The following is a 23,830-nucleotide window of genomic DNA, read 5'->3' on the forward strand; positions in this document are numbered from 1 at the left end:
TTACGCCCCCCGCCGCCGCGCCCGCGCCGGGGCCCGGACGCCTCCCGGGGGCCCCCCGCCCGCATCCCCGATTCCCCCACCTCCCCCCCCCGCGAGGAGCCGTCGTGACCACACCCCCGCCGCCGCAGCCGTCCGGACCGCAGATCCACGACCGCCACCCGCTGGCCCTGGCCCTGTTCGGCCTCACCCTGGTCAGCGGACTGATCGACGCCGTCAGCTACCTCGGCCTCGGCCACGTCTTCACCGCGAACATGACCGGCAACGTCGTCGTCATCGCCTTCGCCCTCGCCGGAGCACCCGGCTTCTCCGTCACCGGCTCCCTGACCTCCCTCGCGGCCTTCCTGCTCGGCGCGGGCGTGGCCGGCCGCCTCGCCACCCGGCACGCCGGATCCCACCGCGCCGCGCGGCTGCGCACGGTCTTCGTCCTGGAGGCCGGGCTGTACGGAGCCGCCGCGGCCGTCGCCTTCGTCTGGAGCGCCGACGGGCCCGCGCAGTACCCGGTGATCGCCCTGCTCGCCTTGGCGATGGGCATCCGCAACGGCACCGTCCGCGGCCTCGGCGTACCCGACCTCACCACCACCGTACTGACCCTCACCCTGACCGGCCTGGCCGCCGACTCCCGCCTCGCCGGCGGCACCGCCCCCCGCCAGCGCCGGAAGATCCTCTCCGTCGTCACCATGCTCGCCGGCGCCGCCCCCGGCGCGGTCCTCGTCCTGCACGGCCAGATCGCCTGGGCCCTGGTCGCCAGCGCCGTCCTGGCCGGCCTCACCGTCCTGCTCCACCGGGAGTGACCGCAGCTGCGGGACGGGACGGCCGCGAGGTTCCCGCCGCCCGGCCGGCGACCTCGGGAGCGGTTCCGGCGGGCGGTAGCCTTGGGTCCCCGGCGAGCGGACCGGCCGGGGCGAGGGAGAGGCACCAGTGACGGAGGACAGGCGGTTTCCGGTCCTGGTCGGTCGGCAGCGGCAGACGGAGCTGCTGACCGCGGCACTGGTCCAGGCCGAGGACGGCGCGAGCGGCTCCACCGTCCTGCTGCGCGGCGACGCCGGTGTCGGCAAGAGCACGCTGATCGCCTGGGCCGAGCGGATGGCGCGCGAGCGCGGGTTCACCGTGCTGCGCGCGGTCGGCGCGGAGGCGGAGACGGACCTCGCCTTCGGCGCCCTCCACCAGGCCTTCTGGTCACCGCTCCAGCGTTCCGGCGCGCTGTCCGCACACCAGCGGGAGGCCCTGGAGAGCGCGTTCGGCGTCCGCTCCGGGACCCCGAGCGGCTTCGCCGTCGGCGCCGCCACGCTGGCCCTGCTGCAGGAGGCGGTACGGACCGCCCCCGTGCTGCTGCTCCTGGACGACCTCCACTGGATCGACTCGTCGAGCGGGACCGTCTTCGCCTTCCTGCACCGGCGGTGCGCCGAGCTGCCGGTGGCGATCGTCGGAGCCACCCGCCCGGACAGCGCGGCCGCCCAGATCTGGTCGGCCGAGGCCGTCGACGTCCCGGCCCTGCCCCCGGCGGACGCGGCCCTGCTGCTGGGCACCTGCTACCCCGAACTCGCGCCGCCCGCGCGGGAACGCGTCCTCGCCGAGGCGGCCGGGAACCCGCTCGCGCTGGTGGAACTGCCGCGCCAGCTGGCGGCCGCCCAGCAGCGGGGCGCCGCTCCGCTGCCCGAGCGGCTGCCGCTCGGGCGCAAGCTCGAGCGGATGTTCGCCGAACGGCTGGGCACGGTCACCCCGGAGGTCGGCCGCCTCCTCCTGCTCGGCGCCCTGGCCACCGGCCCGGACTCCGGCAGCGCCGAGTGGCTGCGCGCCCTCGCCGACGAGAACGCGCGGGAGATCCTGGCACGGATCGAGGAGGAGGGCCTGGCCCGGCTCGACCCGGCCGGGCAGCTCGTCTTCCGGCACCCCCTGGTCCGCACCGCCGTCGTCTCCGCCGCCTCCGACACCGCGCGCCGGGAGGCGCACCGCGCCCTGTCCGACGCCCTCGCACCGGAGGACCCCCGGCGGCTGGTCCACGAGGCCGCCGCCGCGCTGCTGCCGGACGAGGACCTGGCCCGCCGCCTCCAGGAGGCCGGCCGCGACCTCGCCGGCCGGGGCGGCGAGGCGGAGGGCGCGCTGCTGCTCGAACGCGCCGCCGCCCTCAGCCCCAGCGGGTGCGACCGCGTCCGTCGGCTCACCTGGGCCGCGGTGATGGCGGCCCGCGGCGGGCAACTGCGCCACACCGTGGCACTGGTCGAGGAACTGAAGAGCGGTACCGTCCCGCAGGACATCGACCCGCTGTTCTCCTACGCGGTGGTCTACGCCGACCAGAGCCACCACGTCGACTTCGAGTCCTCCGCCGCGCTGCTGCCCGCCGCCCTCGACACCCTGACCGCGCCGGGCGCCGACACCTTCGGCGGGCTGGTCGAACAGGTCTACTTCAAGCTCCTCCTCGCGGCCACCTACACGGACGACCCCTGGGCCTGGCGCGCCCTGGAACGGCACCGGGAGAACGTCTCCGAGGTCGGCCGGCTCTGCCTGCGCGCCTGGACCGACCCGGGCCCGGACGCCGCCGCCGCCCTGCTGGCGACGGCCGAAGGCCTGACCGGGGCGCAGGAGGCCGGCGCGGCCTGGCTCCTGCTGTGGACCTCCGCCGCGCTGGACCGGCCCGACGGCGACCTGTGGCAGCGCTTCACCGGCCTGCACGGCTACGCCACCCAGGGCTCGGTCGCCAAGGCCAGGGCCCACCAGGACTACCTGCTCGGACACTGGGACCGCGCCGCCGTCTGCCTGCGCGAGGCCGAGATCGCGGACGAACTCGGCTACCACACCAACGCCCTGATGTTCCGTCAGTACCACGCCCACTTCCTCGCCGGCCGGGGCGACGAGGCCGCCCTGCGGGAGGTCGAGCGGACCATCCGGCCGATCGCCGCCCGCGCCCGGATGCGCTACGTCCTCGACCGGCTGACCCATCTGCGCGGCCTGGCCGCCCTCGCCCACCGCCGCTACGAGGAGGCGTACGGGCACTTCTCCGAACTCACCCCGCCAGGGCGGCTGTCCGGCGGCCGGCCCTGGCACCACACGCTGGTCCTCGACCTGGTGACGGCCGCCGTGCACACCGGACGGCACGAGGAGGCCCGGGCCCACCTCGCGGCCGGAGCCGCGGCGCGCTCCGCCGAGATCTCCGCACACCACGCCTTCCTGTGCGCGGCCGCCACCGCCCTGGCCGCCGACGACGACGAGGCCGACGCCGCCTACGAGGCCGCCTACGCCGTCCCGGGCGCCGAGCAGTGGGTGTTCGACCTCGCCCGGCTGCGGCTCGCCCACGGCGCGTGGCTGCGCCGCCGCCACCGGCCCGGCGTCAGGGAGGCGCTGCGCGCGGCCCACCACGCGTTCCGCCGCCTGCGGGCCACCCCCTGGGTGGCGCAGTGCGAGGAGGAGCTCCGCGCCGCCGGGGACCCGGTGGCCCCGCCGCAGACCGGACCGGCCGCCGCGGCGCCCGGGCTGACCGGCCAGGAACTGCGGATCGCCCGGCTGGCCGCGACCGGGCTGACCAACAAGGAGATCGGCCGGCAGCTCCAGCTGTCGCCCCGCACCGTCGGGGCCCACCTCTACAAGATCTTCCCGAAGCTCGGCATCACCACGCGGGCCGCCCTCGCCCACGCCCTCGACGGGATCTGACCTGCGGCCCCGCCCGCCCGACCGGGCCGGCGGGGCCGCCTCGTGGGACTCCACGAAGGCCGTCCGAACACGTCAGTCAGATGACCTACCGACCCGCCGCGCCGACGGGCCACGCTGGGAGTGCGCGGGGCTCCGGCGGAAGGGCGGTCAGATGGGCGTGCGAGTGACGACGGCGTCGGTCGCGGACGGCGACAAGGCGGCCTTCTGGAGCGGGGCGGTCTCACGGTCGCTGGTGCCGCTGGAGGTGCACCCGCTGACCGGGCGGCCGTTCGAGGGGCTCCTGGAGTCGCACCGCCTCGGGTGCGTGCGGATCTCCACCCTGGAGGCCGATGCGGCCCGGCTCTCCCGCACGGCGGCACTGATCGCCCGGCCCCCGCGGAGCGAGCCCCAGGTCGGGGTCGGCGTGCAGGTGGCCGGCCGGGCCGTCCTGGAGCAGGACGGGCGCTGCGCCGAGGTGCCGCCGGGCGGGCTGGTGCTGTACGACACGGCGCGCCCGTACGAGGTGGACTACCCGGAGCGGTTCCGCATCCACCTGTTCCACCTGCCGCGCCGGCTGCTGGGCGTGCCGGAGAACGACCTGCGGCACGCCTCGGCGACGGCCGTAGGCCCCACGGAGGGGTGCGGGCCGGTGATCCTGCCGTTCCTGGACGTCCTCGCCGCCTGCGCGCACTCCTACCCCGCGCCGGTCGGCGACCGCCTGGCCGGCAGCGTCGCCGACCTGGTCACCGCACTCGTCGCCCGGCTGGCGCCGCCCCGGGCCGCCGACGAGCCGGGTGCCGCGACCGCGCACCTGCTCCGGCGGGTGCGGGAGTACATCGACCGCCACCTGGGCGACCCGCAGCTGTCCCCGGAGAGGATCGCCCGTGCCCACCACCTGTCCGTGCGCCACCTGCACCGGCTCTTCGAGGGCGAGGGCGTGACGGTGAGCCGCCTCGTGCAGCAGCTGCGCCTGGAGGCCGGCGCCCGGGAGCTGGCCCGGCGCGGCCGCATCGCGCCCACGGTCTCGGCCGTCGCCCGGCGGTGGGGTTTCGTCAACGTGGCGCACTTCAGCCACAGCTTCCGCGCCGTGTACGGCGTCTCGCCGCGCGAGTGGCGCGCGCGTCCGTACGGCGCGGACACCGGCGACGTGCGCCCGCATGAGGCACGCCCGCAGGGCGCCACCATTTTTCTCCCACCCGCCGCCCCGACGACGTTGCACCCGAGCGGCACCGTCGCATCCCGTCACGACCGAATTGCGTCACCGCCTTGACTGGTGACGTGCCAAGTTGCCACCATTGCATCACCGGCCGAGCCGGTGATGCTTCTGGGGTTCGGGTGCATCGCCGGACAAGGTCGGACGCCGATCCGATCCAGATGGGGAGCACCAGTCATGGCAGTCAGCTACACCGCCGTCGTCGACGTCGACGGTGAGGGCCGCAACGGCGGCCGGGTCCGTTCCTCCGACGGTCTGCTGGAGACCGGTCTCGCCATCCCGAAGGAGTTCGGCGGCGCCGGCACCGCGACCAACCCGGAGCAGCTCCTCGCGGCCGGCTGGGCGGCGTGTTTCCTCGGGGCCGTCCGCCGGGCGGCCGGCGACCGCAAGGTCCGGCTCACCAGCACCAGCATCACCGCCGAGATCACGCTGAACCACGGCGACGACGACGCCTTCTCGCTCTCCGCGGTCCTCCGCCCCGTACTCGGCGGCGTGGACCAGGCCACCGCCGAGGAGCTGGCGCAGGCCGCCCACCGGATCTGCCCGTACTCCAAGGCCACCCGCGGCAACATCCCGGTCGTCATCCACGCCGGCGTCGTTGCCTGACCCACCCCTGAACGCGGGCCCCGTGCCTGTTTCCCCCGTCCGGCACGGGGCCCGCTCACACCCGCACACTCACACGTACGCACACCGTCGACCGGAGGGCGAAGGGCGATGGCTTCCTCGACGCACACATGTCTCCGGGTGGCCGGACGTATCCGTCACGCCCTTGACCGGTGTTCCGGCGCCTCCGGCGGGCAGCGACCCCGGGGGAGCGGCCGTGGCCGGACGCCGCGCAGCTGCGGAGCTGGGCGGAGACCGTCGAGCTGCTGGGGTACGGCCCCGGGGCCTCGTTCTTCGTGGGAGTCCGGGGGCCGGCCGGTCAGGCGGCCAGGCCCGCGCGCACCAGGGTGTACATCACGGAACGCTGCTGCTTGTGGCGCCGGACGCGCCCCCTGGCGACGAGGGACTCCAAGGTGTTCCGTACGACCGGGGGCGTCGGATTGCGCTTCGGGTACGTCGCCATCAGCTCGTCGCGCAGGTCCTTCGCCAGGCACGGTTCCTCGTGCCGGCCCAGCAGTTCCGCCAGCAGGTCGCCGAGCAGAGGCCGGTGCGAAGTTCCCTTCGCACCGGCTTTCGCCGTGCGGGCGGCCGGGGCGGCCGGGGCAGCCGGGGCGGCCGGGGCGGTGGGGACGGCGGCGGGCTTCCACTGGCGTCCGCCCGGAAGGAAGCGCCCCCGGTCGGAGCGCCCCTCGTGGCGCTCGGCCACAAGGTTCCCGGGGCTACCGGGCGCCGGCCGCGGACGGCGTCTTCTCGGACGGCGACTTCTTCCGTGCGCGGTAGGCGGCGGCCTTGATCTTGTTGCCGCAGGACTCCATGCCGCACCACTGGCGGCGCATGCCCCGGGAGCGGTCGATGTAGATCCGGGTGCACTCCGGGTTGCCGCACTCCTTCATCAGCGGGACGTCCGGACCGCTGAGGAGTTCGACCGCCTGCCGCGCGACGGTCGCCAGCGCCTGCTCGGGGGTCGCCTCGTTGTGCCGCCCGGTCATGGTGAGCTGCGGCGTCACGGGCGTCTTGCGCGCGGCGGCGTTGAGCACGGCGAGCGCCTCGCGGTCGAACGGCTCGTCGAGCCGTCGGTTGGTGACGAGCCGGTAGATCGCCTCGCGGACGGTCGTCGCCTCGCGGACGTCGTGCTCGTCACCGGGCGTGATGGTGTCCACGAGCCCGGAGTCCAGGTACCAGGCGTTCAGGCGCTCCGGCGTCACGAACATCTCGAACCGGACCGTGCGCCGGGCACGGAGCGTAGCGGCGAAGTCCAGGGCGGGGTGCCCGCAGACGAAGACGTGGTCAAGGTTCACATCACCATGCTGACAGGTGACTGCGCGGCGGTGCAATAACGCGGGGCGCCGACCGGGTCGAGCCGCAGCTCGCGCCCCTGCCAGCGCCGGCGCAGCCAGCGGTCGTGACTCGCGAGGACGATCGCTCCGGGACCGGTGCCGAGTGCTTCCTCCAGTTCGTCGCACAGGCGCGGGGAGAGGTGGTTGGTGGGTTCGTCGAGCAGCAGCAGCCGGGGTGGGTCGGCGACCAGGAGCGCCAGCGCGAGGCGTCGGCGCTGCCCGACGGAGATCCGGCCGACGGGCTTGTCCAGGTCCGCGGGGTGCAGCAGACCGAGGGACACCAGCGGCACCCGCTCGGCCCGGGCCGAGCCCAGCGCCAGCAGGTAGGTGTCGCGGACGGTGCGGTCGGGCCGGTCGAACACGGTGTCCTGGGTGAGCAGGCCGACCGTCAGCCCGGGCCGCCGGTGCACCGTGCCCCGGGCGGTGAGGTGTCCGGCGAGCACGGCGAGCAGCGTGGACTTGCCTGTCCCGTTGCCGCCGGTGACCAGCAGCCGGTCGTCGGCCGCCACCTCCAGACCGTCCAGCGCGAGCCGCCCCGGCACCCGGACGTCCCGGAGCGACACCAGTGGCCGACGGTCCTCGCCGGCGCCCGCGGCCGGCAGCCCGGTGTCCGAGGCCAGGCCGTCGCCGGTGTCCGCGGCCGGCAGCCCGGCGTCCGCGGCCGGCGCCCCGACGGCGAACCGGACCTGCGCGCGCTCGAGCTCCTCCAGCCGCCGGGTGGCGTTGCGTACCCGGCGGGAGACCTGGTTCTGCACCCGGCCCGCCCGGTGGCCGTAGCCCATCTTCTCGTGGTCGCGCGGCCCCCGGTCCGGGGCGACCAGGTGCGCCGTCACACCGGCCGATCGGCGCAGCTGCGCCAGCTCCAGCTGCTCCTCGGCGTACCGCCGCTCCCAGCGCGCCCGCTCGGCGCGCCGCTCGCCCAGGTAGGCGCTGTAGTTGCCGCCGTAGCGGACCGGCCCGTCCACCGCTGGGTCCAGGTCGACCAGGTCGGTGCAGACGGCGTCCAGGAACGCCCGGTCGTGGGAGGCGAGGACCACGGTGCCGGGCAGGGCGCGGAGCTGCTCCTCCAGGAAGGCGGCGCCGCCGTCGTCCAGGTGGTTGGTCGGCTCGTCCAGCAGCAGCGCCGACGGCCGGCGGACGAGCAGCGCGGCGAGCGCCAGCCGACCGCGCTGCCCGCCGGACAGCGAGCCGAGCGTGCGGTCGTGCCCGAGCGCGCCGAGGCCCAGCCCGTCGAGGACCAGGGCCGCGCGGCGGTCGGCGTCCCAGGACTCCCGGTTCTGCGCCAGCTCCAGCCGCCTGCCGTAGGCGTCCAGGAGGTCCGCGTGGCCGGGGTCGGACTCCGGGACCCGGGCGATCTCCGCGCCGAGCCGGTCCAGCTCCGCGAGGTCCTCGCGGGCCTCGCGCAGCGCTTCGTCCAGCACGGCGGCGACCGTCGCCCCGGGCTCGTGGGGCAGCTCCTGGTGGAGGAAGCCGAGGTCCTCGGGGCGGGAGACGCTTCCCGCGTCGGGTCGGTCCACGCCGGCGAGCACCCGCAGCAGGGTGGACTTGCCGGCGCCGTTCTCCCCGATCAGGCCGATCCGGTGGCCGGGGGCAGCGGTCAGGCCGACGCCGTCGAGGACGCGCCGACCGCCGAGGTTGCGGACGACGTCGTGGGCGAGCAGGGCGTGCTGGAGCACGGGGAAACCTTCCGACGTGGGGGTGGGGGCCGCCGGACACGGGGGCTCGACGGCCCTGGGCGCGGGCCGTGTCACACGTCGGCGGCTCACACCGCGGGCGCCCCGGTCTCCTTCAGCGTGCCGTCGGCCAGCCGGAGCCAGCGGTTCACCCCGATCTCGGCGAGGAACCGCTCGTCGTGACTGACCACCAGGAAGGCGCCCTGGTAGGAGTTCAGGGCGCTCTCCAGCTGGCCGGCGCTGATCAGGTCGAGGTTGTTGGTCGGCTCGTCGAGTAGCAGCAGGTGCGGGGCGGGCTCCGCGCACAGCACGCAGGCCAGGGTGGCGCGCAGCCGCTCACCGCCGGAGAGCACCCCGACCGGCAGGTGCGCCCGGCCGCCGCGGAACAGGAAGCGGGCGAGCAGGTTCATCCGCTCCGTCTCGGGCCGCTCGGGGGCGAAGGCGGCGAAGTTCTCCGCCACGGTGCGGTCGAGGTCCAGCAGGTCCAGGCGCTGCGAGAGGTAGGCGATCCGCCCGCCGTTGCGCGTGATCTCCCCGCCGTCCGGGACGAGTTCGCCGGTGACCAGCTTGAGCAGGGTGCTCTTGCCCGCGCCGTTGGGCCCGGTCAGCGCGATCCGCTCGGGGCCGCGGACGCTGAGGTCGACGCCGCCGTCGGCGAACACCGGCCGACCGGCGTGGCGGACCTGCAGGCCCTCGCCGAGGAAGAGGTTGCGTCCGGCGGGCACCTGGGTGTCGGGCAGGTCCAGGGAGAGGCGCTGCTCCTCGCGCAGGGCGCGCCCGGCCTCGTCGAGCCGGGCCCTGGCCTCATTGACCCGGGCCGCGTGCATCTGGCCGGCCCGGCCCGCGGACTCCTGGGCGCCGCGCTTCATGTTCCCGGCGAAGATCCGGGGCAGGCCGGCGTTCTTGAGGTTGCGGGCGGCGTTGCTCTGGCGCCGCTCGGCGCGTTCGCGGGCCTGCTGCATCTCCCGCTTCTCCCGCTTCAGCTCCTGCTCGGCGTTGCGGACGTTCTTCTCGGCGACCTCCTGCTCGGCCTGCACGGCCTCCTCGTAGGCGGTGAAGTTCCCGCCGTAGAAGCGTAGTCCGCCGTTGCCGAGTTCGGCGATGTGCTGCATCCGGTCGAGCAGCGCGCGGTCGTGGCTGACCAGCAGCAGGCAGCCGTTGAAGTCCTCGAGCGCGTCGTGGAGCTTGTGTCGGGCCTCGGCGTCGAGGTTGTTGGTCGGCTCGTCGAGCAGCAGGACGTCGGGGCGCTTGAGAAGCTGGGCGGCGAGGCCGAGGGAGACGATCTGGCCGCCGCTGAGCGTGCTCAGGCTGCGGTCCAGGGCGAGGCCGGTCAGGCCGAGGCGGTCGAGCTGGGCGCGGGTGCGCTCCTCGATGTCCCAGTCGTCGCCGATGGTGGTGAAGTGCCGCTCGTCGACGTCCCCGGACTCGACGGCGTCGATGGCGCGGATGATCCCGGCGATGTCGAGCACCTCGGCGACGGTGAGGTGGGAGGTCAGGGGGAGGCTCTGGCGGAGGTAGCCGAGCCTTCCGGTGACCGTCACCGAGCCGGTGGCGGGCTTGAGTTCACCGGCGATCAGCTTGAGCAGGGTGCTCTTGCCGGCGCCGTTGGGGGCGACCAGGCCGGTCCGCCCGGCGGGCACGGTGAAGGACAGGTCGTGGAAGACCCGGGTGTCGTCGGGCCAGGCGAAGGAGAGGTTGGAGCAGACGACGGCAGCGTCGGACACGGAGATGACCTCGAAGGGAATGAGGGCAGGAAGGTAGACCTCTGCCCTGGGCAGACGTGCGGAAAGTGGGTACGACGAAACGGACCACCCGGCGACGGCGCTCCTGAAGCACCGGCCGATGGCCGTCAGATCCGGATCTCACCCGGAGATGTCGTCGTCACCCGCCACGTCTGCCACTCCTCGATCACGAACTACTAGGTCCCGGCCACTGTAGCAGGCGTTCCGGAGGCGGCAACTTCCTTTTTCGGTGCCCTCGTTCGCCCCGGCCCGAGCCTTCCGTCGCCTCGTTGACAGGCCGGGCGCGGCCGTGCCAGCATCGTCACCAGTTGAACCGGTGACGGAGTCGAGGCGGCTCGATCGTGTTCACACGTGTGAACCGCCCGCGACCGGGCCGGCCGTGGGCGGCCGCCCGCCGGGACCGTCGCCACCCCGAAGGAGCGCAGTGACCATGGCGGGAAAACCGAAGCGGAGGGCCGAGGGTGCACCCGTGGGGAGGCGCGCGGTCCTGGGCATGCTCGGTGCGGGTGCCGCGGGGCTCGCCGCGGCGCCGTACCTCCAGCGCGGCTGGGAGAGGGCGCTGTCCGTCGCCTCCGAGAAGGACGCGACCGGCCTGACCGGGCTGCTGCCCAATCCCGGCGGCTTCCGGTACTTCAGCGTCGTCGGCTCGGTGCCGCACAAGGACGAGAGCGACTACGAACTGCGGGTCGACGGACTGGTCGAACGTCAGAGGACGTACACGCTGGCGGAACTGCGCGCGATGCCGCAGGCCCGAGTGGTCCGCGACGTGCTCTGCACGGACGGCTGGCGGGTGAACAGCACCCCGTTCGAGGGGGTGCCGCTGGCGGACCTCCTCGATGCCGCCGGAGTGCGGTCCCCGGGCGCGGCGGTCCGCTTCACCTGCTTCGACGGCGAGTACACCGAGAGCCTCACCCTGGAACAGGCCCGCCGCGCGGACGTCCTGGTGGCGCTGAACATGCAGGACAAGCCCCTCACCCACGCGCACGGCGGACCGGTCCGCCTCTACGTGGCACCCATGTACTTCTACAAGTCGGCCAAGTGGCTGTCCGGCATCACGGTCACCGACGAGGTCGTCCCCGGCTACTGGGAGGAGCGCGGCTATGCCGTCGACGGCTGGCTCGACGAAGCCGACCAGCGCCCCGAAGCGGCCTGAACTCCCGGACCGGGTCCGCAGGTTCGGCGCCGCCGAGCGAATGGTCCACCGGGCCACCGGCACCCTGATGCTGCTCTGCCTGGCCTCCGCGGCCTGCCTGTACCTCGGGCCGCTGGCCCAACTCGTCGGGCGGCGCTTCCTGGTGGCCACCGTCCACAAGTGGTCGGGCATCCTGCTGCCGCTGCCCCTCCTGCTAGGGCTGCTCTGCGCCGAGTTCCGCGCGGACCTGCGCCGGCTCAACCGCTTCGCACCGTACGACCGCGAGTGGCTGCGGGCCGTCCGCAGGCGCTGGACGTGGCCGGAGGCCCGCCCGGCCGGCAAGTTCAACGCCGGGCAGAAGCTCTTCGCCGGCTGGATCGCCGGCGCCGTGCTGGTGATGGCCGCCACCGGTCTGCTGATGTGGTTCAGGGGCCTGCTGCCGTTCGTCTCCCGCACCAGCGCGATCTTCGTCCACGACGTCCTGGCCTGGCTGATCGCCCTCGTGCTGTACGGCCATCTGCGCAAGGCGTTCCAGGACCCGGAGGCGAGGCGCGGGATGCGCACCGGGTACGTCAGCCGTGCCTGGGCGCAGCGGCACCACGTCCGGTGGCTGTCCCGGGACCGGACCGACTCCTGACGTCCCGATCACCGCCGGTCATCGATCACCCCCAGTCATCCCCCCTGCTCGACACCCCGGCTTCCGAACGCCCCTTTCTCGACCGAATCCTTTTCCACCGAACGCACTTGGACGGGACACCCATGAAGAGATTCCTGATCGTGCTGGCGACCGGCGCCGCGCTGGCCGCCGTGAACCTGCCGATGGCGGCGGCGGACACCCGGAGCGCCGCCGCACCCACGACGTTCAGCTGTACGGCGCCGTCCGTGCAGGCCCCGGCCGGCACGGCGGTGGAGTCCGTGACGGCGCTCCGGCGCGAGGGTGGCACCATCGACGGCACCGGGGTGGTGGGCGGCACGGTCACCGGGGTCCCGGCCTTCTGCGAGGTGACCGTCACCCTGACCCACCCCGGCGACAACGACCATGCCGAGGTCTCGACCTGGCTTCCCGTCAGCGGCTGGAACGGCCGCTTCCAGGCGCTCGGTGGCAGCGCCTTCGCGGTCGGGGACAACGGCGTCGGAATGGGCACCGCGGTCAAGAACGGGTACGCCGCGACCACCACCGACGGTGGGCTCGGCGACGCCGTCGACGTCGGCTGGGCGCTGGACGCCAAGGGCGAGGTGAACCGCGCGCTGCTGAAGAACCTCGCGTCCCGCTCCCAGCACGAGGCGTCGATCCTCGGCAAGCAGGTGGTCGCCGCGCACTTCGGCCGGCAGGCCTCCTACTCCTACTTCAACGGGTGTTCCACCGGCGGGCGCCAGGGCTACCTGGAGGCCCAGCGCTTCCCCGACGACTTCGACGGCATCCTCGCCGCCGCGCCCGGCGTCAACTGGGACGAGTTCGAGGTCGCCACGCTGTGGCCGCAGGTGGTCATGAACAACGAGAAGACCTACCCGTCCGCCTGCGAGTTCAAGGCCTTCACCGACACCGCCGTCGCCGCCTGCGACCCGCTCGACGGCGCCAGGGACGGCCTGGTGAACGACGCGTCGCGATGCGACTTCGACCCGCGCCGGCTGATCGGCACCACGGTGGTCTGCGACGGGAAGGAGCTGACCATCACGGCGGCCGACGCGGCCGTGGTGCACAAGATCTGGGACGGCCCGCGGAGCACGTCGGGCCGGAAGCTGTGGTCCGGCGTCCCGGTCGGCGCGGACCTGACGGGGCTGGCCGGCACCGTGCTCGGCCCGGACGGTCGGTTGGAGGGCGCGCCGTTCCCGGTGCCCCGGCTCTGGGCGACGACCTTCCTGAAGAAGCAGCCGTCGTTCGACGTCTCGACGATCACCTACGACCAGTTCACCCGGCTGTTCGAGCAGTCCCGGGCCGAGTACGACGAGATCATCGGCACCGACGACCCCGACCTCTCCGCCTTCCGCGACTCCGGCGGCAAGCTCCTGAGCTGGCACGGTCAGGCCGACCAGTTCATCCCCACCCAGGGCACCGTCGACTACCGCCGGCAGGTCGAGCGGACGATGGGCGGCACCCAGCGGGTCGACGACTTCTACCGCCTCTTCCTCGTCCCGGGTGCGGCCCACTGCGGCCTCAACAAGGGCGCCGGCACGGTCGACGACCTCGCCGCGCTGGTGACCTGGGTCGAGCAGGGCAAGGCGCCCCGGACGCTGTCCGCCGGCCTGATCGACGCGGCCGGACAGACCGTCGGCCGCGACCTGTGCCGCTACCCCGAGGTGTCCCGCTACCGGGGCTACGGCGACACCAGCGCCGCCTCCAGCTTCCGCTGCGTCCTCCCCTCCCGGCACTGATCCCCTCCCGGCCCTGATCCCCTCCCGGCCCTGATCCCCTCCGGTGCCCGCCCGGCCCGCGCCCCTCGGCGCGGGCCGGGCCTTTTCGTGTCGGCGCCGACGCGTGGGCGGTGCGCCGGACGGCCCGTCGGATCACCGTGCGGCGAAGGGGAATGCCGAAGGGGCCGACAGCGGGTGCTGTCGGCCCCTCGGGGTGGGGTCACTTGGCCTGCAGGGGCCCCGCGAAGGACTTGCGCAGGGCCGGGGGAGCGGCGACGGGGAGCAGGGCGGCGAGCATCCTGCGCTTGAGGGTGTCCGGCTGCCGCGTCAGCTGGACGTCGACCCGGGTGCCGTCGGCCTCGGGCGTCATCCGGAAGACCCAACCGCCGCCGGGGCCGAAGAGCTTGGAGTCGAGGGTGGTGACGGTGACGGTGTCGCCGCCGGGCTCCCAGTCGTAGCGGGCGCGTTCCCAGGCGGCGGCGGTTCCCTCGGTGACCTCGGCCCAGGTGTCGCCGAGCGCGTGGACCTCGAAGTGTTCGGCGTCGATCGTCGGCCAGGCCTCGGAGCGGGAGGGGCTGAAGTCGGTCAGCACCGCCAGGACGCCCTCGGTGTCGAGCGTGGAGACGAGATGGAACCGTACGACTGCCATGGTGGGTGTCCTCATCGAGAGTAACTGTTCTGACCGGTGACGCTAGATTTCCATGAGGCTCCGTCACCTGTCAAGGTGGTGACGAATTAATGTGGCGGGTCACGCCTCCGGGGGAGCGGCCACCCGGCCGAGGGCGTCGCGCAGGGCGGCGCGAGAGGTTGATCGGTTCCCCGTGTGCCCACGGCTCCTTCCTGCCGGTCCGCGCCGGCCGAGCTCCCGTGTGCCGCCCCGTACACGGCTGTGCCCGGTACCGCCGGGTGGCGGTACCGGGCACGCGGGCGAGCGGGAAGGGCCGTCAGTGGGCGGTGGCGCGGGCGGCCCGCTCGATGACCTCCGCGACGAGGCGCGGGTGGGAGACCGCGACCGAGTGCGAGGCGGCTACCTCGGTGGTCGCGGCGTGGGCGCGCTCGGCCATGAAGCGCTGCGCGGCGGCCGGGATGTTGAGGTCCTGGGTGGTGACGACGGCCCAGCTGGGCTTGGTCAGCCAGGCGGCGGAGGTGGCCTTCTCCGTCAGGGCGGCCTGTGCGATGGGCCGCTGTCCGGCGGCCATCTGGGCGGCCTGGCCGGCCGGGACGTCGGCGGCGAACTGGTGGCGGAACGCGTCCTGGCGGATGTACAGGTCGGTGGCGGTGGTGCCGTCGGCCTGCGGGTAGGCGACCGGGTCGAGGGCGTCCGGGAGGGTCGAGCCCGGGTACTTGTTCGTCAGCTCCAGGGCGCTCTCCCCGGGGGCGGGCAGGAAGGCGGCCACGTAGACGAGGGCCTTGACCTCGGGGTCGCCGGTGGCGGCCTGGCTGATGACGTTGCCGCCGTAGGAGTGGCCGGCCAGGATCTTGGGGCCCTTGACGTGGTCGAGGACGGTGCGCAGGGCGGCGGCGTCGGAGGCCGGGCCGCGCAGCGGGTCGGCCGCGGCGACCACCGGGTAGCCGTCGGCGTGCAGGGCGGAGATGACGCCGTTCCAGCTGGAGCCGTCGGCGAAGGCGCCGTGCTCCAGGACGATGGTCGGCCTGGCGCGGCCGCCGAAGGCGTCGGCCACGGTCGCGCCGTCGGCGGCGCCGCCGAGGGTGAAGGCGCACAGGGCGAGGCCCGCCGTGAGTGCCGAGACCACGCTCGCCGCCAGCCGTCCGCGTCGGCCCTTGATGCTCACCACGACAGATCCCTCCCAGGTGTTCGGCACGGGGCGGCCGGCATCACCGATATCGTCACCACCCTGACAGGTGATGAGATTGCCGGACATTGGCATCACCTGTCAAGGCAGTGACGGTCGGGAAGGGGTGTGACTCCCGGAGGGGCGCCGCACCGGGCGCCGCTACGCCGGGACCACCCGGTAGCCCAGGGCCGCCATCGGGAGGTTGGACTGCGCCGGCCAACCACTGGCCCACGCGTACGGGCCGGTGCAGCCGGCGCCCGGGTACAGCACCACGGACGCGGCGCCGTTGGCGATCTGCATCGAGCGGGCGGGCGTCGACAGGGTGTGGCAGGTGTCGAGGTCGGCGAGGTCGACGGTGATCACCGCTCCCCGTCCGTCGGTGGCCGAGTAGAGGTGCGCGCCCGGCTCCAGCGGCGGCCGGCCGGCGGCCTCGGCCGAGCCCGCGCCGAGCGCGATCAGGGTGGCGGCCAGGGCGGTGGCCACGGCTGCGCCGCGGAGCCTCGCCTTGGGTGTGAGCTTGGGCGTGAGCTCGGGTGTGGACATGCGACCCGGGGTGGCGCCTGAGGGTGGAGCGTGAGGGCGGAGCGGCCCCGCTGTACGACCCGTCGGGGAGAGGCGCCGGATCGACGGGGGAGCGATCCGGCGCCCGGCTCGGAGGCGAGGGCGAGGCCTCGCGGTGCCACCCGGCGAGGGTCGACCGGAACGCAGCGTCACGGCGCGTCCGGATCTGTCGACCTGTCAGCAGATGCTACCGGGGATTTGTTGATCTGTCCATGAGGAGGGGTCGGTGGAAGCCGGCCGGCCTCCTGTGCGGGATCCGCACCGAAGTGCCCTAGCATGGCCCCGTGTTCCTCTCTCGTGACTAGGGCCCCGGACAGCGACCGCACCCCGGTGGTGCGGCCCTTCGGCGTCCCGGTACACCGGCGCGCGGTGCGCGCCAACCTTCGAGGAACCCCTCCATGTCTTCGTCCTACGCGGCGGTCCTGCGCACCCCTGGCGCGGTCCGGCTCTTCGGCGCGGCCCTGATCGGCCGCCTCTCCTACGGCATCGTCCCGCTCTCGCTCCTGCTGGCCGTCACCGGCGCGACCGGCTCGTACGCCCGGGCCGGCTGGCTGACGGCACTGTTCGCCGGCTCCAACGTGCTGCTCTCGCCCGTCCGGGCCGGGCTGGTCGACCGCCACGGCCCGCGCCGGGCGCTGCCGCCGATGGCGGCCGGGTACGCGCTGGTGCTGCTCGCCCTGGCCGCCGCCACCTGGCGTCCCGGCGTCCCGTACTGCGCCCTGCTCGCCCTCGCGGTGGCGGCCGGTGTGCTCGCGCCACCCCTCGGGCCGGTCACCCGGGCGCGCTGGAGCGCCCTGCTGCCCGATCCCGAACTGCGCCGACGGGCCTACAGTCTGGACACCGTCGCCGAGGAACTCCTGTACGTCACCGGCCCGTTGCTGGCCGGCCTGATCGCGGCCGGGACGGCCCGCCCGGGGCTCGGGCTGGTGCTGGGTGCCGTCCTGGTCCTCTCCGGCACCCTCGCCCTGGCCGCCTCGGTGCGCGGCGTGCCGAGTCGGGCGGCCGTGAACCCACCTGCGGCCGCCGACCGTTCGCGCCCCTGGCGGCTGCTCTCCCGGACCCGCCAGCCACTCGCCGCCGCGGCCGGTGCCGGAGCCGGACTCGGCGCCTTCGGCCTGCTGGCGGTGGTCTTCGCCCAGCGGCACGGGCAGCCGGCCGGCGCCGCCTGGGTGGAGGCGGCGCTGGCGGCCGGGAGTGCGGTCGGCGGTCTCGCCCTGGGCTCCCTCGACTGGCGCGCTCCGGCCAGGGTCCGGCTCGCCGTCCTCTCCGCGGCCTTCGGCGGCGCACTGGCCCTGACCGCCGCCGCCCCGACGCTCCCGCTCCTCGCGGCGACCGCCGCCCTGGCGGGCCTGACCGTCGCCCCGACCCTCACCACCGCCTACCTGCTCACCGACGAACTCGCCGAGCCCGGCCGGCGCACCCGGGCCGGCGCCTGGGTCAACGCCTGCTTCAACGCGGGGAGTTCGGCCGGAACGGCACTGGCCGGCCTGCTCGCCGAGCGCCTGCCGCTGCCACTGTGCCTCGTCCTCGCCGCGACCCCGGCCCTGGCCTCCCTCGTCTCCGCCCCCGCCCGGGCCGCCACCCCGCCCGACCGTCGCCCGTCGGTCACGCCCCGCGCGTGATCAGCTCCTTCACGCCCTCCGCGAGGGCCTTGCTGGTCCGCCACCTGCGGAGGAACGGGTCCGTCGCCAGCTCCGCGACGACCGAGGACAGCCAGGCGTCGTCGCCGAGCCGGTCGACGCGCCCGAGATCGACGATGTCGCCCAGCAGTTGCTGCAGCACCGTGATCTCGGGCGCCGGGTACCACCGCCGGTGGTGGACGAACCGGGGGCTCCACCTGTCGTAGGGGTGCCGGACCATGGCGCGCAGGCAGGAGCCGTGGGCGCCGATCGCGGAGCGGTGGCCGCCCGCCAGGAGACCGCCGACCGGTGTGCTGAGGAACCGGCCGCGGGTGACGGCGAGTTGCAGGCTCATCAGGCGCTTCCACGGCACCAGGAACGGCTCGTGCCCGGCGACGCGGTGCTCGAACCCCTCGGGGAGGACGGCGAGGTACGCCCTGCTCCCGTGGTCGCCGATGAACCAGGCCCCGTCGATCCGTACCAGCGGGCCGAGGCCGACCGGCGGCGCGTCGGCGCCGAGCGTGCCGGTGTCCGGCGCGTCGGGGTCAGGCACTTCGGTGTCGCTCACGTCCGAGGCGGTCGACCGGTCAGCGGCGGTGGGGTGGTTGGCGTTCACGGCTCTCCTCAGGACGGGCGGCAGTTGCTCGCCGACCAGGCTTCCCGGTGCACCCCCTGGCCACCATACCCGCCGACCGGGGGTGTTGAGCGGGAGGACGCGAACTTCCCCCCGGTCGGAGCCGCCGTGGACGCTACTCCCCGGAGTCCGCGGCGGCGGTGGGCTCGGCCTCGGTCCCGGCCGGAGCCGGAGCGGCCTCCAGCGCCGTCATCCGGGGGAGCAGGAGCAGCACCGCGACCAGCAGGACCAGCAGCAGGGCGCCGCCGACGAAGAGCGGGGTGCGGATGCTGACGGCGGAGGCGATCCAGCCGCTGAGGGCGGCGCCGGTCATGATGCCGAGGCGGCTCAGCAGCATGTAGCAGCTGTTGACCCGGCCGAGCAGTTCCTTCGGTACGGCCTGCTGGCGCAGCGAGATCGCCTGGATGTTCCAGGTGACGATCCCGAAGCCGATCACGCCGTAGAGCGCTGCCACTTCGGCCACCGAGGTGCTCAGGCCCATCAGGATCAGCGAGACGCCCATCAGCAGGAAGGCGAGGGCGATGCGGGTGCCCCGGCCGAGCAGTCGGCTGAGCCGGCCGGCCAGGGTGCTGGCGGCGGTGCCGCCGATGGCGCCGGCCGCGAGCACGATGCCGTAGGAGGCGGCCGGTGCGTGGATGACCTTGGTGACCATCAGGACCATCATGGTGGTGCCCATGAAGCAGGCCAGCGCGCCGAGGGTGGAGAGCACGGCGAGCATCCGCACGTCGCGGTGGTGGAACAGCCAGTCGACGCCCTCGCGGATCTCGGTGAGCACCGGTCGGCGGTCGGCCCGGGTGCGCGGGGCGGTGGAGCGGCCGGTGGCGGCGACCAGGACGGCGGCGAGCGCGAAGGACACGCCGTCCACCGTGAACGGGGAGGCGACGGCCACGGCGAACAGCGCCGAGCCGAGCAGCGGGCCGACCAGGTTGCCGCCGACCAGCATGTTGGCCTGCATCCGGCCGTTGGCGGCGTCGAGTTGGTCGGGACGGACCAGCTCGGGCACGGCCGAGGTGGCGGCGTTGGAGAAGACCGTCTCGCCGCAGCCGAGCACGAAGGCCAGCGCGGCGAGCGCGACCAGGGGCGGGTCGGCGAGGAAGACCCAGCCGGCGAAGCCCAGGACGACGACGGCGCGTGCGGCGTCGATCGTCCACATCAGCCGCCGCCGGTCGGCCCGGTCGGCGAGGACCCCGCCGTACAGCGACATCACCAGGAAGGGCAGCGACGCGGCGACGGAGACCACGGAGACCGCGCTGGGGGAGTCGGAGACGGCCACCGCCAGCAGCGGCAGGGCGGAGTCCCGCATGCCGTCGCCGACCGAGGATATCGCCGACGCGGACCACAGCAGGTTGAACTTCCGGCCCAGTTGGGGGCGGGTCTTGGACGGTTTTTCGGCCACGTCAGCTGAGGTCACCGACGCAGTATGTCATGTCCGCGGAGGACTGTTCGGGTGGTTTCTGAACTGCCCGGGGTGTCCCGAACTGTCCGTGTCGGCAAGGGTGTCGGGCTCATCCGGGGGTGTCCGGAGTGTCCGGTGGGTTCCGGCTTCCGCCGGGTTCCGGGCGCCGGCGCTCCCCCCGGGCGTTCGGCCGAGCCCCGAGACGCCCTTGACCAGCGCCGTCGCCCCGCCGGCCGGGGCCGGGCCCGGCACCACCGGCCGGGCGCGGTGTTCGGGCACCCGGTCGGCGAGCGGCCGGCCGACCACCGCGCCGCCCGCGAGTGCCGCGGCCACCGGCCACCGGGCGGGCCCGGACGGCGCGGGCAGTCCCTTTCCGGCCAGCGAGAAGGCGTTCACCACCACCCCGTGGAGCCGGGCGTCGGGCAGGAGCTGCCGGGCCGTCCAGCCGGTGTTGACGGCGTACAGGGAGACGGCCGGGCCGCCCACCCCGGCGGCCGCGTTCATGAAGCCGCCGGAGGCTCCCGCGACCAGGGCGCCGCCGGTCCCGGGCGGCGCGGCCGCCCGGCCCTTGCACGGCCGTCCGCCCCCTCGGGCCCGCGTGAGCGCGAGCCCGGACGGGGGCGGGGGTCAGTGCTTCGGGAGGGCGTCCGCGGACTCCGGCAGCGGGTAGGCGCCGGCGTCGACCGGGCCCGGCAGGTCGGTCGCCGGGACGCCGGGCGCGCCCGGGTCCGGCAGCGAGGGCTGGGCGGGCGGGGCCGGCACCTGGCTGAACGGGATGCCGGGCGGTGACTGGACCGGGCTGGTGCGGCCGAACGGCGGGGCGGTCCGCCCCTGGACGGCGCAGCCCGCCAGCGTCTCCAGGCCGTCCGGGCTCTGGACACCCGGCTGGTTGCCGGTGAAGCAGTTGCCCGGGTCGGCGGAGGCCAGCACCAGGTCGGTGCCGTTGCCGGTGGCCCGGTTGCCCTCGATCCGGTTGCCGCTCGCCGGGTGCCCGGGCGGGTCGGTGACGACGATGCCGGCCGCGCGGTTGCCCTGGACCAGGTTGCGCCGCACCTGGTTCTCCGTACCGCCGCCGATCCCGATCCCGATGCCGTAAGCGCCGTCGGCCTGCTGGGGGGTGTCGGTGGCGTTGTTGTCGGTGACGACGTTGCCCACGATCACCGCGCCGTGCTGCGGGGCGAGGGCCTCGAGGTCGTTGGAGTTGACGGTGACGCCGACCCGGTTGCCGGTGACCCGGTTGCCGACCACGGTGAGCCCGTCGGAGGCGTTGGTGATCTCGATGCCGACGGCGTTGCGCTCGACGGTGTTGCCCCGCACCAGGGTGTCGCAGGGCTTGCACTGGCCGACGTAGATGCCGGAGTCCGCGCCCCCGGAGGCGTACGAGTTCTCGATGATGCCGCCGCGCGCGTCGAAGGCGTAGATGCCGTACAGGCCGTTGTTGTACGCGGTGACGTTGCTGGCCCGGAAGCCCTGGACGACCGGGAAGCGGACGGTGTCCAGCGGGTTGTAGGCGGAGCCGCCGGCGCCGTGCTGCTGGAGCTTCTCGTCGGTGACACCGGTGAACAGCACGCCGTTGGCGAGGTAGCCGTGGACGGTGAGGTTCTCCACCACCGAGCCGGGGCCGGAGGCCGTGATGCCGTTGACCAGCCGCAGGCCGCCGTCCAGGACGACGGTGTTGCGGTCGGTGCCGCGCAGCACGATCTTGGGCTTGGTGAGGCGGACGCTCTCCCGGTAGGTGCCCGGGTCGACCAGCACGGTGTCCCCTCCGCGGGCGACGTCCACGGCCTGCTGGATGGTCGGGAAGTGCTGCGGGACGCGGATGACCGGGCCGTCCGGGTGCTTGGCGTCGGAGGAGGACGAGCCGCCCGAGGAACAGCCGGAGAGAACGGGGACGAGGGCGAGCACGGCGGCGGTGAACAGGGCGGGCAGCCGCCTGACAGTACGGGCCCCGCGGGGGGGAGTTGCGGTCGGGTCGGGATGACGTGTGGTCAAAAGTTGCATACGGCGTGTTCTATCGTCTCCAATGTCGCCCATGCATGCCGAAGCCGGAAAGGCGCACGACCAGCCACCGATCGTCGGGACCGGTGTGGGGCGAAGGGCCCTGATCACGGGCGGGGCGCTGGCGGCCGCCGGGATCGGCGCCGGCGTCACGGCGCTGGCCCTGGACGGCGGCGGCTGCCACGGCGGCGGGACCGGACGGGAGGCGCCGCCGGAGCAGCCCCCCGTGCCCTTCCACGGCGAACGGCAGGCCGGGGTGACGGTCGCGCAGCAGCCGGCCACCCAGCTGCTGGCCCTCGACCTGGCGCCCGCCGCGACCTCGGACGGACGGGCCGCCCTGCGCGGCCTGCTCGGCGAGTTGACCCGGGTGCTGGCCGAGGCGTCGGGCGGCAGCCCGGCGGACGCGCGGCTGCAGGGAGCCCCGCCGGCCCGGCTGAGCAGCCTGGTCGGGGTCGGGCCCGGGCTCGCCTCCCGGCTGGGGCTGAACGTTCCGCCGGTGCTGCTGACCGAGCTGCCCGCCTTCCCCGGCGACCGGCTCGACCCGGCGCGCGGCGGCGGCGACCTGGTGCTCCAGCTCTGCGCCGCGGACCGCTGGCCGCTGTCCGTGGTCGCCGAGCAGGTGGACGCCGTGGCCCGGGCGGCGGGCGCGACGGTGCGGTGGACCCAGTCCGGCTTCCTGGCCCGGACGGCCGGCGGCGCCACGCCGCGCAACCTGTTCGGCTTCAAGGACGGCACGGCGAACCCGGACGGCGAGCAGAGCGGGCAGTGGGTCTGGGGGCCGCCGGGGCCGCACGAGCACGGGACGGTTCTGGTCTACCGCCGGATCAGGATGGACACCGCCGCCTTCGCGGCCCTCCCCGGAGACCGCCGGGAAGAGGTGATGGGCCGCCGGGCCGGCGACGGCGCCCCGCTCACCGGCACGGCGGAACACGACGAGCCGGACATCTACGCCAAGAACCCGGACGGCTCGTACGTCATCCCGGCCACCGCGCACGTCCGCCTCTCCAGCCCCCGGCTGGACGGCGGCGCCCGGATGCTGCGGCGGGGCTACAACTACGACGACGGCCCGGGCGACCGCGGCCTGCTGTTCTGCGCCTTCATGCGCGACCCGGCCCAGTTCACCCGCGTCCAGAACCGGCTGGCCGCGCGCGACGCCCTGAACGCCTTCGTCGAGCACACGGCCTCGGCGGTGGCCTACGTGCTGCCGGGCGCGCCGGAGGGCGGGACACTGGGGGAGGTGCTGTTCGGATGAGCCGGGAGGGGGAGCGGGCCGCCGGCCTCGTCGGCCCAGGAACCGACCGGGAACCGCCCCGTGCCCGGTGAGGAAGCGCGCGTGCCCGGTGAGGAACCGCCCGTGCCGGGTGAGGAAGAACCGCTGTCCGGCGGGAACACGAGCGCCGGCGTGGTCCGGGTCGGGGACACCGTGCGGCGCCCGGCCGGGCCGTGGACGCCCGCGGTGCACGCGCTGCTGGAGCACCTGCACGCGGTGGGGTACCGGGCGGCGCCGCGCCCGCTCGGCCTCGACGCGCAGGGGCGCGAGGTGCTGACGTACCAGCCGGGCCGGGTGCTCTGGCCGGACCGCTTCCACCTGCTGGACCGGTCCGAGCGGCTGGCCGGGGTGGCCCGCCTGATCCGGGAGTTCCACGACGCCGTCCGGGACTTCACGCCCCCGCCGGACGCCCGCTGGCAGGTGCTGATGCCGCCCGACGGCGCCGACATCATCGCCCACAACGACCTCGCCCCGTGGAACCTCGTGGTCGGCGCCGAGCACCAGTGGTCCTTCATCGACTGGGACACGGCCGCCCCCGGCACCCGCCTGTGGGACCTCGCGTACGCGCTGCACGGGTTCCTGCCGCTGTCGGCGCAGCCGGACCGACGGCTCGCCGACGCCGACGCGGCGGCCCGGCTGCGGGTGTTCGTCGACGCCTACGGGCTGGACGAGGCCGAACGGCGCGCTCTGGTACCCCTGTTGGGCCCGCGGACGCGGGCCATGCACGACTTCCTGCGGGACCGGGCGGGCCGTGGCGTCCAGCCCTGGGCGAGGCTCTGGGAGCAGGGGCACGGGGAGGTCTGGCGCGGTGACGCCGAGTACATCGAGCGGCGCCGGGAGCTCTGGCTCGGCGCACTGCTCGACGGCTGACGCCGAGCGG

Annotated in this window: 20 protein-coding genes and 1 pseudogene; 10 read left to right on the forward strand and 11 right to left on the reverse strand. The window is 74.7% G+C overall.

Going from position 1 to position 23,830, the window contains the following annotated elements:
• The first annotated feature begins 104 nt into the window (after nt 1–104).
• From ACWDBE_RS15910 to ACWDBE_RS15925, 4 genes are all read left to right on the forward strand, one after another.
• Complete coding sequence (locus tag ACWDBE_RS15910) at nt 105–791, forward strand: YoaK family protein (protein WP_449792616.1); 687 nt, start codon at nt 105–107, stop codon at nt 789–791.
• 127 nt (nt 792–918) lie between these two features.
• Nucleotides 919–3,645, forward strand: a complete 2,727-nt coding sequence (locus tag ACWDBE_RS15915) for an AAA family ATPase (protein WP_449792615.1) — start codon at nt 919–921, stop codon at nt 3,643–3,645.
• 151 nt (nt 3,646–3,796) lie between these two features.
• Nucleotides 3,797–4,894, forward strand: coding sequence for an AraC-like ligand-binding domain-containing protein (locus ACWDBE_RS15920; RefSeq protein ID WP_449808311.1), 1,098 nt, complete (start codon nt 3,797–3,799; stop codon nt 4,892–4,894).
• A gap of 120 nt (nt 4,895–5,014) precedes the next feature.
• The gene (locus ACWDBE_RS15925; protein ID WP_392875088.1) at nt 5,015–5,443 is read left to right on the forward strand and encodes an Ohr family peroxiredoxin; all 429 of its coding nucleotides are present in this window, start codon (nt 5,015–5,017) and stop codon (nt 5,441–5,443) included.
• A gap of 316 nt (nt 5,444–5,759) precedes the next feature.
• Here the strand turns inward: ACWDBE_RS15925 and ACWDBE_RS15930 are convergent.
• From ACWDBE_RS15930 to abc-f, 4 genes and pseudogenes are all read right to left on the reverse strand, one after another.
• Nucleotides 5,760–6,005: pseudogene (locus tag ACWDBE_RS15930) on the reverse strand (hypothetical protein); the annotation flags it as partial.
• Between the two features lie 154 nt (nt 6,006–6,159).
• Nucleotides 6,160–6,738, reverse strand: a complete 579-nt coding sequence (locus tag ACWDBE_RS15935; protein ID WP_449808312.1) for a CGNR zinc finger domain-containing protein — start codon at nt 6,736–6,738, stop codon at nt 6,160–6,162.
• Nucleotides 6,735–8,453, reverse strand: coding sequence for an ABC-F family ATP-binding cassette domain-containing protein (locus ACWDBE_RS15940; RefSeq protein ID WP_449808313.1), 1,719 nt, complete (start codon nt 8,451–8,453; stop codon nt 6,735–6,737). The genes ACWDBE_RS15935 and ACWDBE_RS15940 overlap by 4 nt, the downstream gene beginning before the upstream one ends.
• Nucleotides 8,454–8,539: 86 nt before the next feature.
• Nucleotides 8,540–10,174 carry a ribosomal protection-like ABC-F family protein gene (gene abc-f, locus ACWDBE_RS15945; protein WP_449808314.1) on the reverse strand — a complete coding sequence of 545 codons (1,635 nt, stop codon included), beginning with the start codon at nt 10,172–10,174 and terminating at the stop codon, nt 8,540–8,542.
• Nucleotides 10,175–10,622: 448 nt separating this feature from the next.
• Here abc-f and ACWDBE_RS15950 point away from each other — a divergent pair, with 448 nt between their 5' ends.
• The 3 genes from ACWDBE_RS15950 (at nt 10,623) to ACWDBE_RS15960 (ending at nt 13,697) form a co-directional block, all read left to right on the forward strand.
• A complete protein-coding gene (locus ACWDBE_RS15950) occupies nt 10,623–11,345 on the forward strand; it encodes a molybdopterin-dependent oxidoreductase (RefSeq protein ID WP_449808315.1) in 723 nt (240 codons plus the stop codon).
• Entirely contained in the window at nt 11,293–11,961 is a 669-nt protein-coding gene (locus ACWDBE_RS15955; RefSeq protein ID WP_449808316.1) for a cytochrome b/b6 domain-containing protein, read from the forward strand. Before ACWDBE_RS15950 ends, ACWDBE_RS15955 begins: the two co-directional genes overlap by 53 nt.
• Nucleotides 11,962–12,083: 122 nt before the next feature.
• The gene (locus ACWDBE_RS15960; protein WP_449808317.1) at nt 12,084–13,697 is read left to right on the forward strand and encodes a tannase/feruloyl esterase family alpha/beta hydrolase; all 1,614 of its coding nucleotides are present in this window, start codon (nt 12,084–12,086) and stop codon (nt 13,695–13,697) included.
• Nucleotides 13,698–13,896: 199 nt separating this feature from the next.
• Here the strand turns inward: ACWDBE_RS15960 and ACWDBE_RS15965 are convergent, their stop codons facing one another.
• From ACWDBE_RS15965 to ACWDBE_RS15975, 3 genes are all read right to left on the reverse strand, one after another.
• Nucleotides 13,897–14,325 carry a hypothetical protein gene (locus ACWDBE_RS15965; protein WP_449792607.1) on the reverse strand — a complete coding sequence of 143 codons (429 nt, stop codon included), beginning with the start codon at nt 14,323–14,325 and terminating at the stop codon, nt 13,897–13,899.
• 295 nt (nt 14,326–14,620) lie between these two features.
• Nucleotides 14,621–15,472 carry an alpha/beta fold hydrolase gene (locus ACWDBE_RS15970; protein ID WP_449808318.1) on the reverse strand — a complete coding sequence of 284 codons (852 nt, stop codon included), beginning with the start codon at nt 15,470–15,472 and terminating at the stop codon, nt 14,621–14,623.
• Nucleotides 15,473–15,631: 159 nt separating this feature from the next.
• A complete protein-coding gene (locus tag ACWDBE_RS15975; RefSeq protein WP_449808319.1) occupies nt 15,632–16,015 on the reverse strand; it encodes a hypothetical protein in 384 nt (127 codons plus the stop codon).
• A gap of 416 nt (nt 16,016–16,431) precedes the next feature.
• On the opposite strand from ACWDBE_RS15975, the gene ACWDBE_RS15980 reads away from it, so the two are divergent.
• Nucleotides 16,432–17,655 carry an MFS transporter gene (locus tag ACWDBE_RS15980; RefSeq protein WP_449792604.1) on the forward strand — a complete coding sequence of 408 codons (1,224 nt, stop codon included), beginning with the start codon at nt 16,432–16,434 and terminating at the stop codon, nt 17,653–17,655.
• Here the strand turns inward: ACWDBE_RS15980 and ACWDBE_RS15985 are convergent.
• From ACWDBE_RS15985 to ACWDBE_RS16000, 4 genes are all read right to left on the reverse strand, one after another.
• Nucleotides 17,639–18,268: a hypothetical protein gene (locus ACWDBE_RS15985; RefSeq protein WP_449808320.1), complete on the reverse strand. Its 630-nt coding sequence runs from the start codon at nt 18,266–18,268 to the stop codon at nt 17,639–17,641. The two genes, ACWDBE_RS15980 and ACWDBE_RS15985, sit on opposite strands and share 17 nt — an antisense overlap.
• A 133-nt stretch (nt 18,269–18,401) precedes the next feature.
• Nucleotides 18,402–19,697: an MFS transporter gene (locus tag ACWDBE_RS15990; RefSeq protein ID WP_449792602.1), complete on the reverse strand. Its 1,296-nt coding sequence runs from the start codon at nt 19,695–19,697 to the stop codon at nt 18,402–18,404.
• 12 nt (nt 19,698–19,709) lie between these two features.
• Nucleotides 19,710–20,186 (reverse strand): hypothetical protein, encoded by a 477-nt coding sequence (locus ACWDBE_RS15995; protein WP_449808321.1) that lies wholly within the window; start codon nt 20,184–20,186, stop codon nt 19,710–19,712.
• Nucleotides 20,187–20,309: 123 nt separating this feature from the next.
• Complete coding sequence (locus ACWDBE_RS16000) at nt 20,310–21,683, reverse strand: right-handed parallel beta-helix repeat-containing protein (RefSeq protein ID WP_449808322.1); 1,374 nt, start codon at nt 21,681–21,683, stop codon at nt 20,310–20,312.
• Between the two features lie 31 nt (nt 21,684–21,714).
• Here ACWDBE_RS16000 and ACWDBE_RS16005 point away from each other — a divergent pair, with 31 nt between their 5' ends.
• The gene (locus ACWDBE_RS16005; RefSeq protein WP_449808323.1) at nt 21,715–22,932 is read left to right on the forward strand and encodes a Dyp-type peroxidase; all 1,218 of its coding nucleotides are present in this window, start codon (nt 21,715–21,717) and stop codon (nt 22,930–22,932) included.
• A 102-nt stretch (nt 22,933–23,034) separates the two neighbouring features.
• A complete protein-coding gene (locus tag ACWDBE_RS16010; RefSeq protein WP_449792598.1) occupies nt 23,035–23,820 on the forward strand; it encodes a phosphotransferase enzyme family protein in 786 nt (261 codons plus the stop codon).
• The last annotated feature ends 10 nt before the right edge of the window (nt 23,821–23,830 follow it).

Source organism: Kitasatospora sp. NPDC001132 (assembly GCF_053598415.1).

What these genes read in the sequence shown, in the direction of transcription:
- ACWDBE_RS15920 (WP_449808311.1), top strand. Translation starts at nt 3,797, where the DNA reads ATGGGCGTGCGAGTGACGACGGCGTCGGTCGCGGACGGCGACAAGGCG.
- ACWDBE_RS15925 (WP_392875088.1), top strand. Translation starts at nt 5,015, where the DNA reads ATGGCAGTCAGCTACACCGCCGTCGTCGACGTCGACGGTGAGGGCCGC.
- ACWDBE_RS15950 (WP_449808315.1), top strand. Translation starts at nt 10,623, where the DNA reads ATGGCGGGAAAACCGAAGCGGAGGGCCGAGGGTGCACCCGTGGGGAGG.
- ACWDBE_RS15955 (WP_449808316.1), top strand. Translation starts at nt 11,293, where the DNA reads ATGCCGTCGACGGCTGGCTCGACGAAGCCGACCAGCGCCCCGAAGCGG.
- ACWDBE_RS15960 (WP_449808317.1), top strand. Translation starts at nt 12,084, where the DNA reads ATGAAGAGATTCCTGATCGTGCTGGCGACCGGCGCCGCGCTGGCCGCC.
- ACWDBE_RS15965 (WP_449792607.1), bottom strand. Translation starts at nt 14,325, where the DNA reads ATGGCAGTCGTACGGTTCCATCTCGTCTCCACGCTCGACACCGAGGGC.
- ACWDBE_RS15975 (WP_449808319.1), bottom strand. Translation starts at nt 16,015, where the DNA reads ATGTCCACACCCGAGCTCACGCCCAAGCTCACACCCAAGGCGAGGCTC.
- ACWDBE_RS15980 (WP_449792604.1), top strand. Translation starts at nt 16,432, where the DNA reads ATGTCTTCGTCCTACGCGGCGGTCCTGCGCACCCCTGGCGCGGTCCGG.
- ACWDBE_RS15995 (WP_449808321.1), bottom strand. Translation starts at nt 20,186, where the DNA reads ATGAACGCGGCCGCCGGGGTGGGCGGCCCGGCCGTCTCCCTGTACGCC.
- ACWDBE_RS16000 (WP_449808322.1), bottom strand. Translation starts at nt 21,683, where the DNA reads ATGCAACTTTTGACCACACGTCATCCCGACCCGACCGCAACTCCCCCC.
- ACWDBE_RS16005 (WP_449808323.1), top strand. Translation starts at nt 21,715, where the DNA reads ATGCATGCCGAAGCCGGAAAGGCGCACGACCAGCCACCGATCGTCGGG.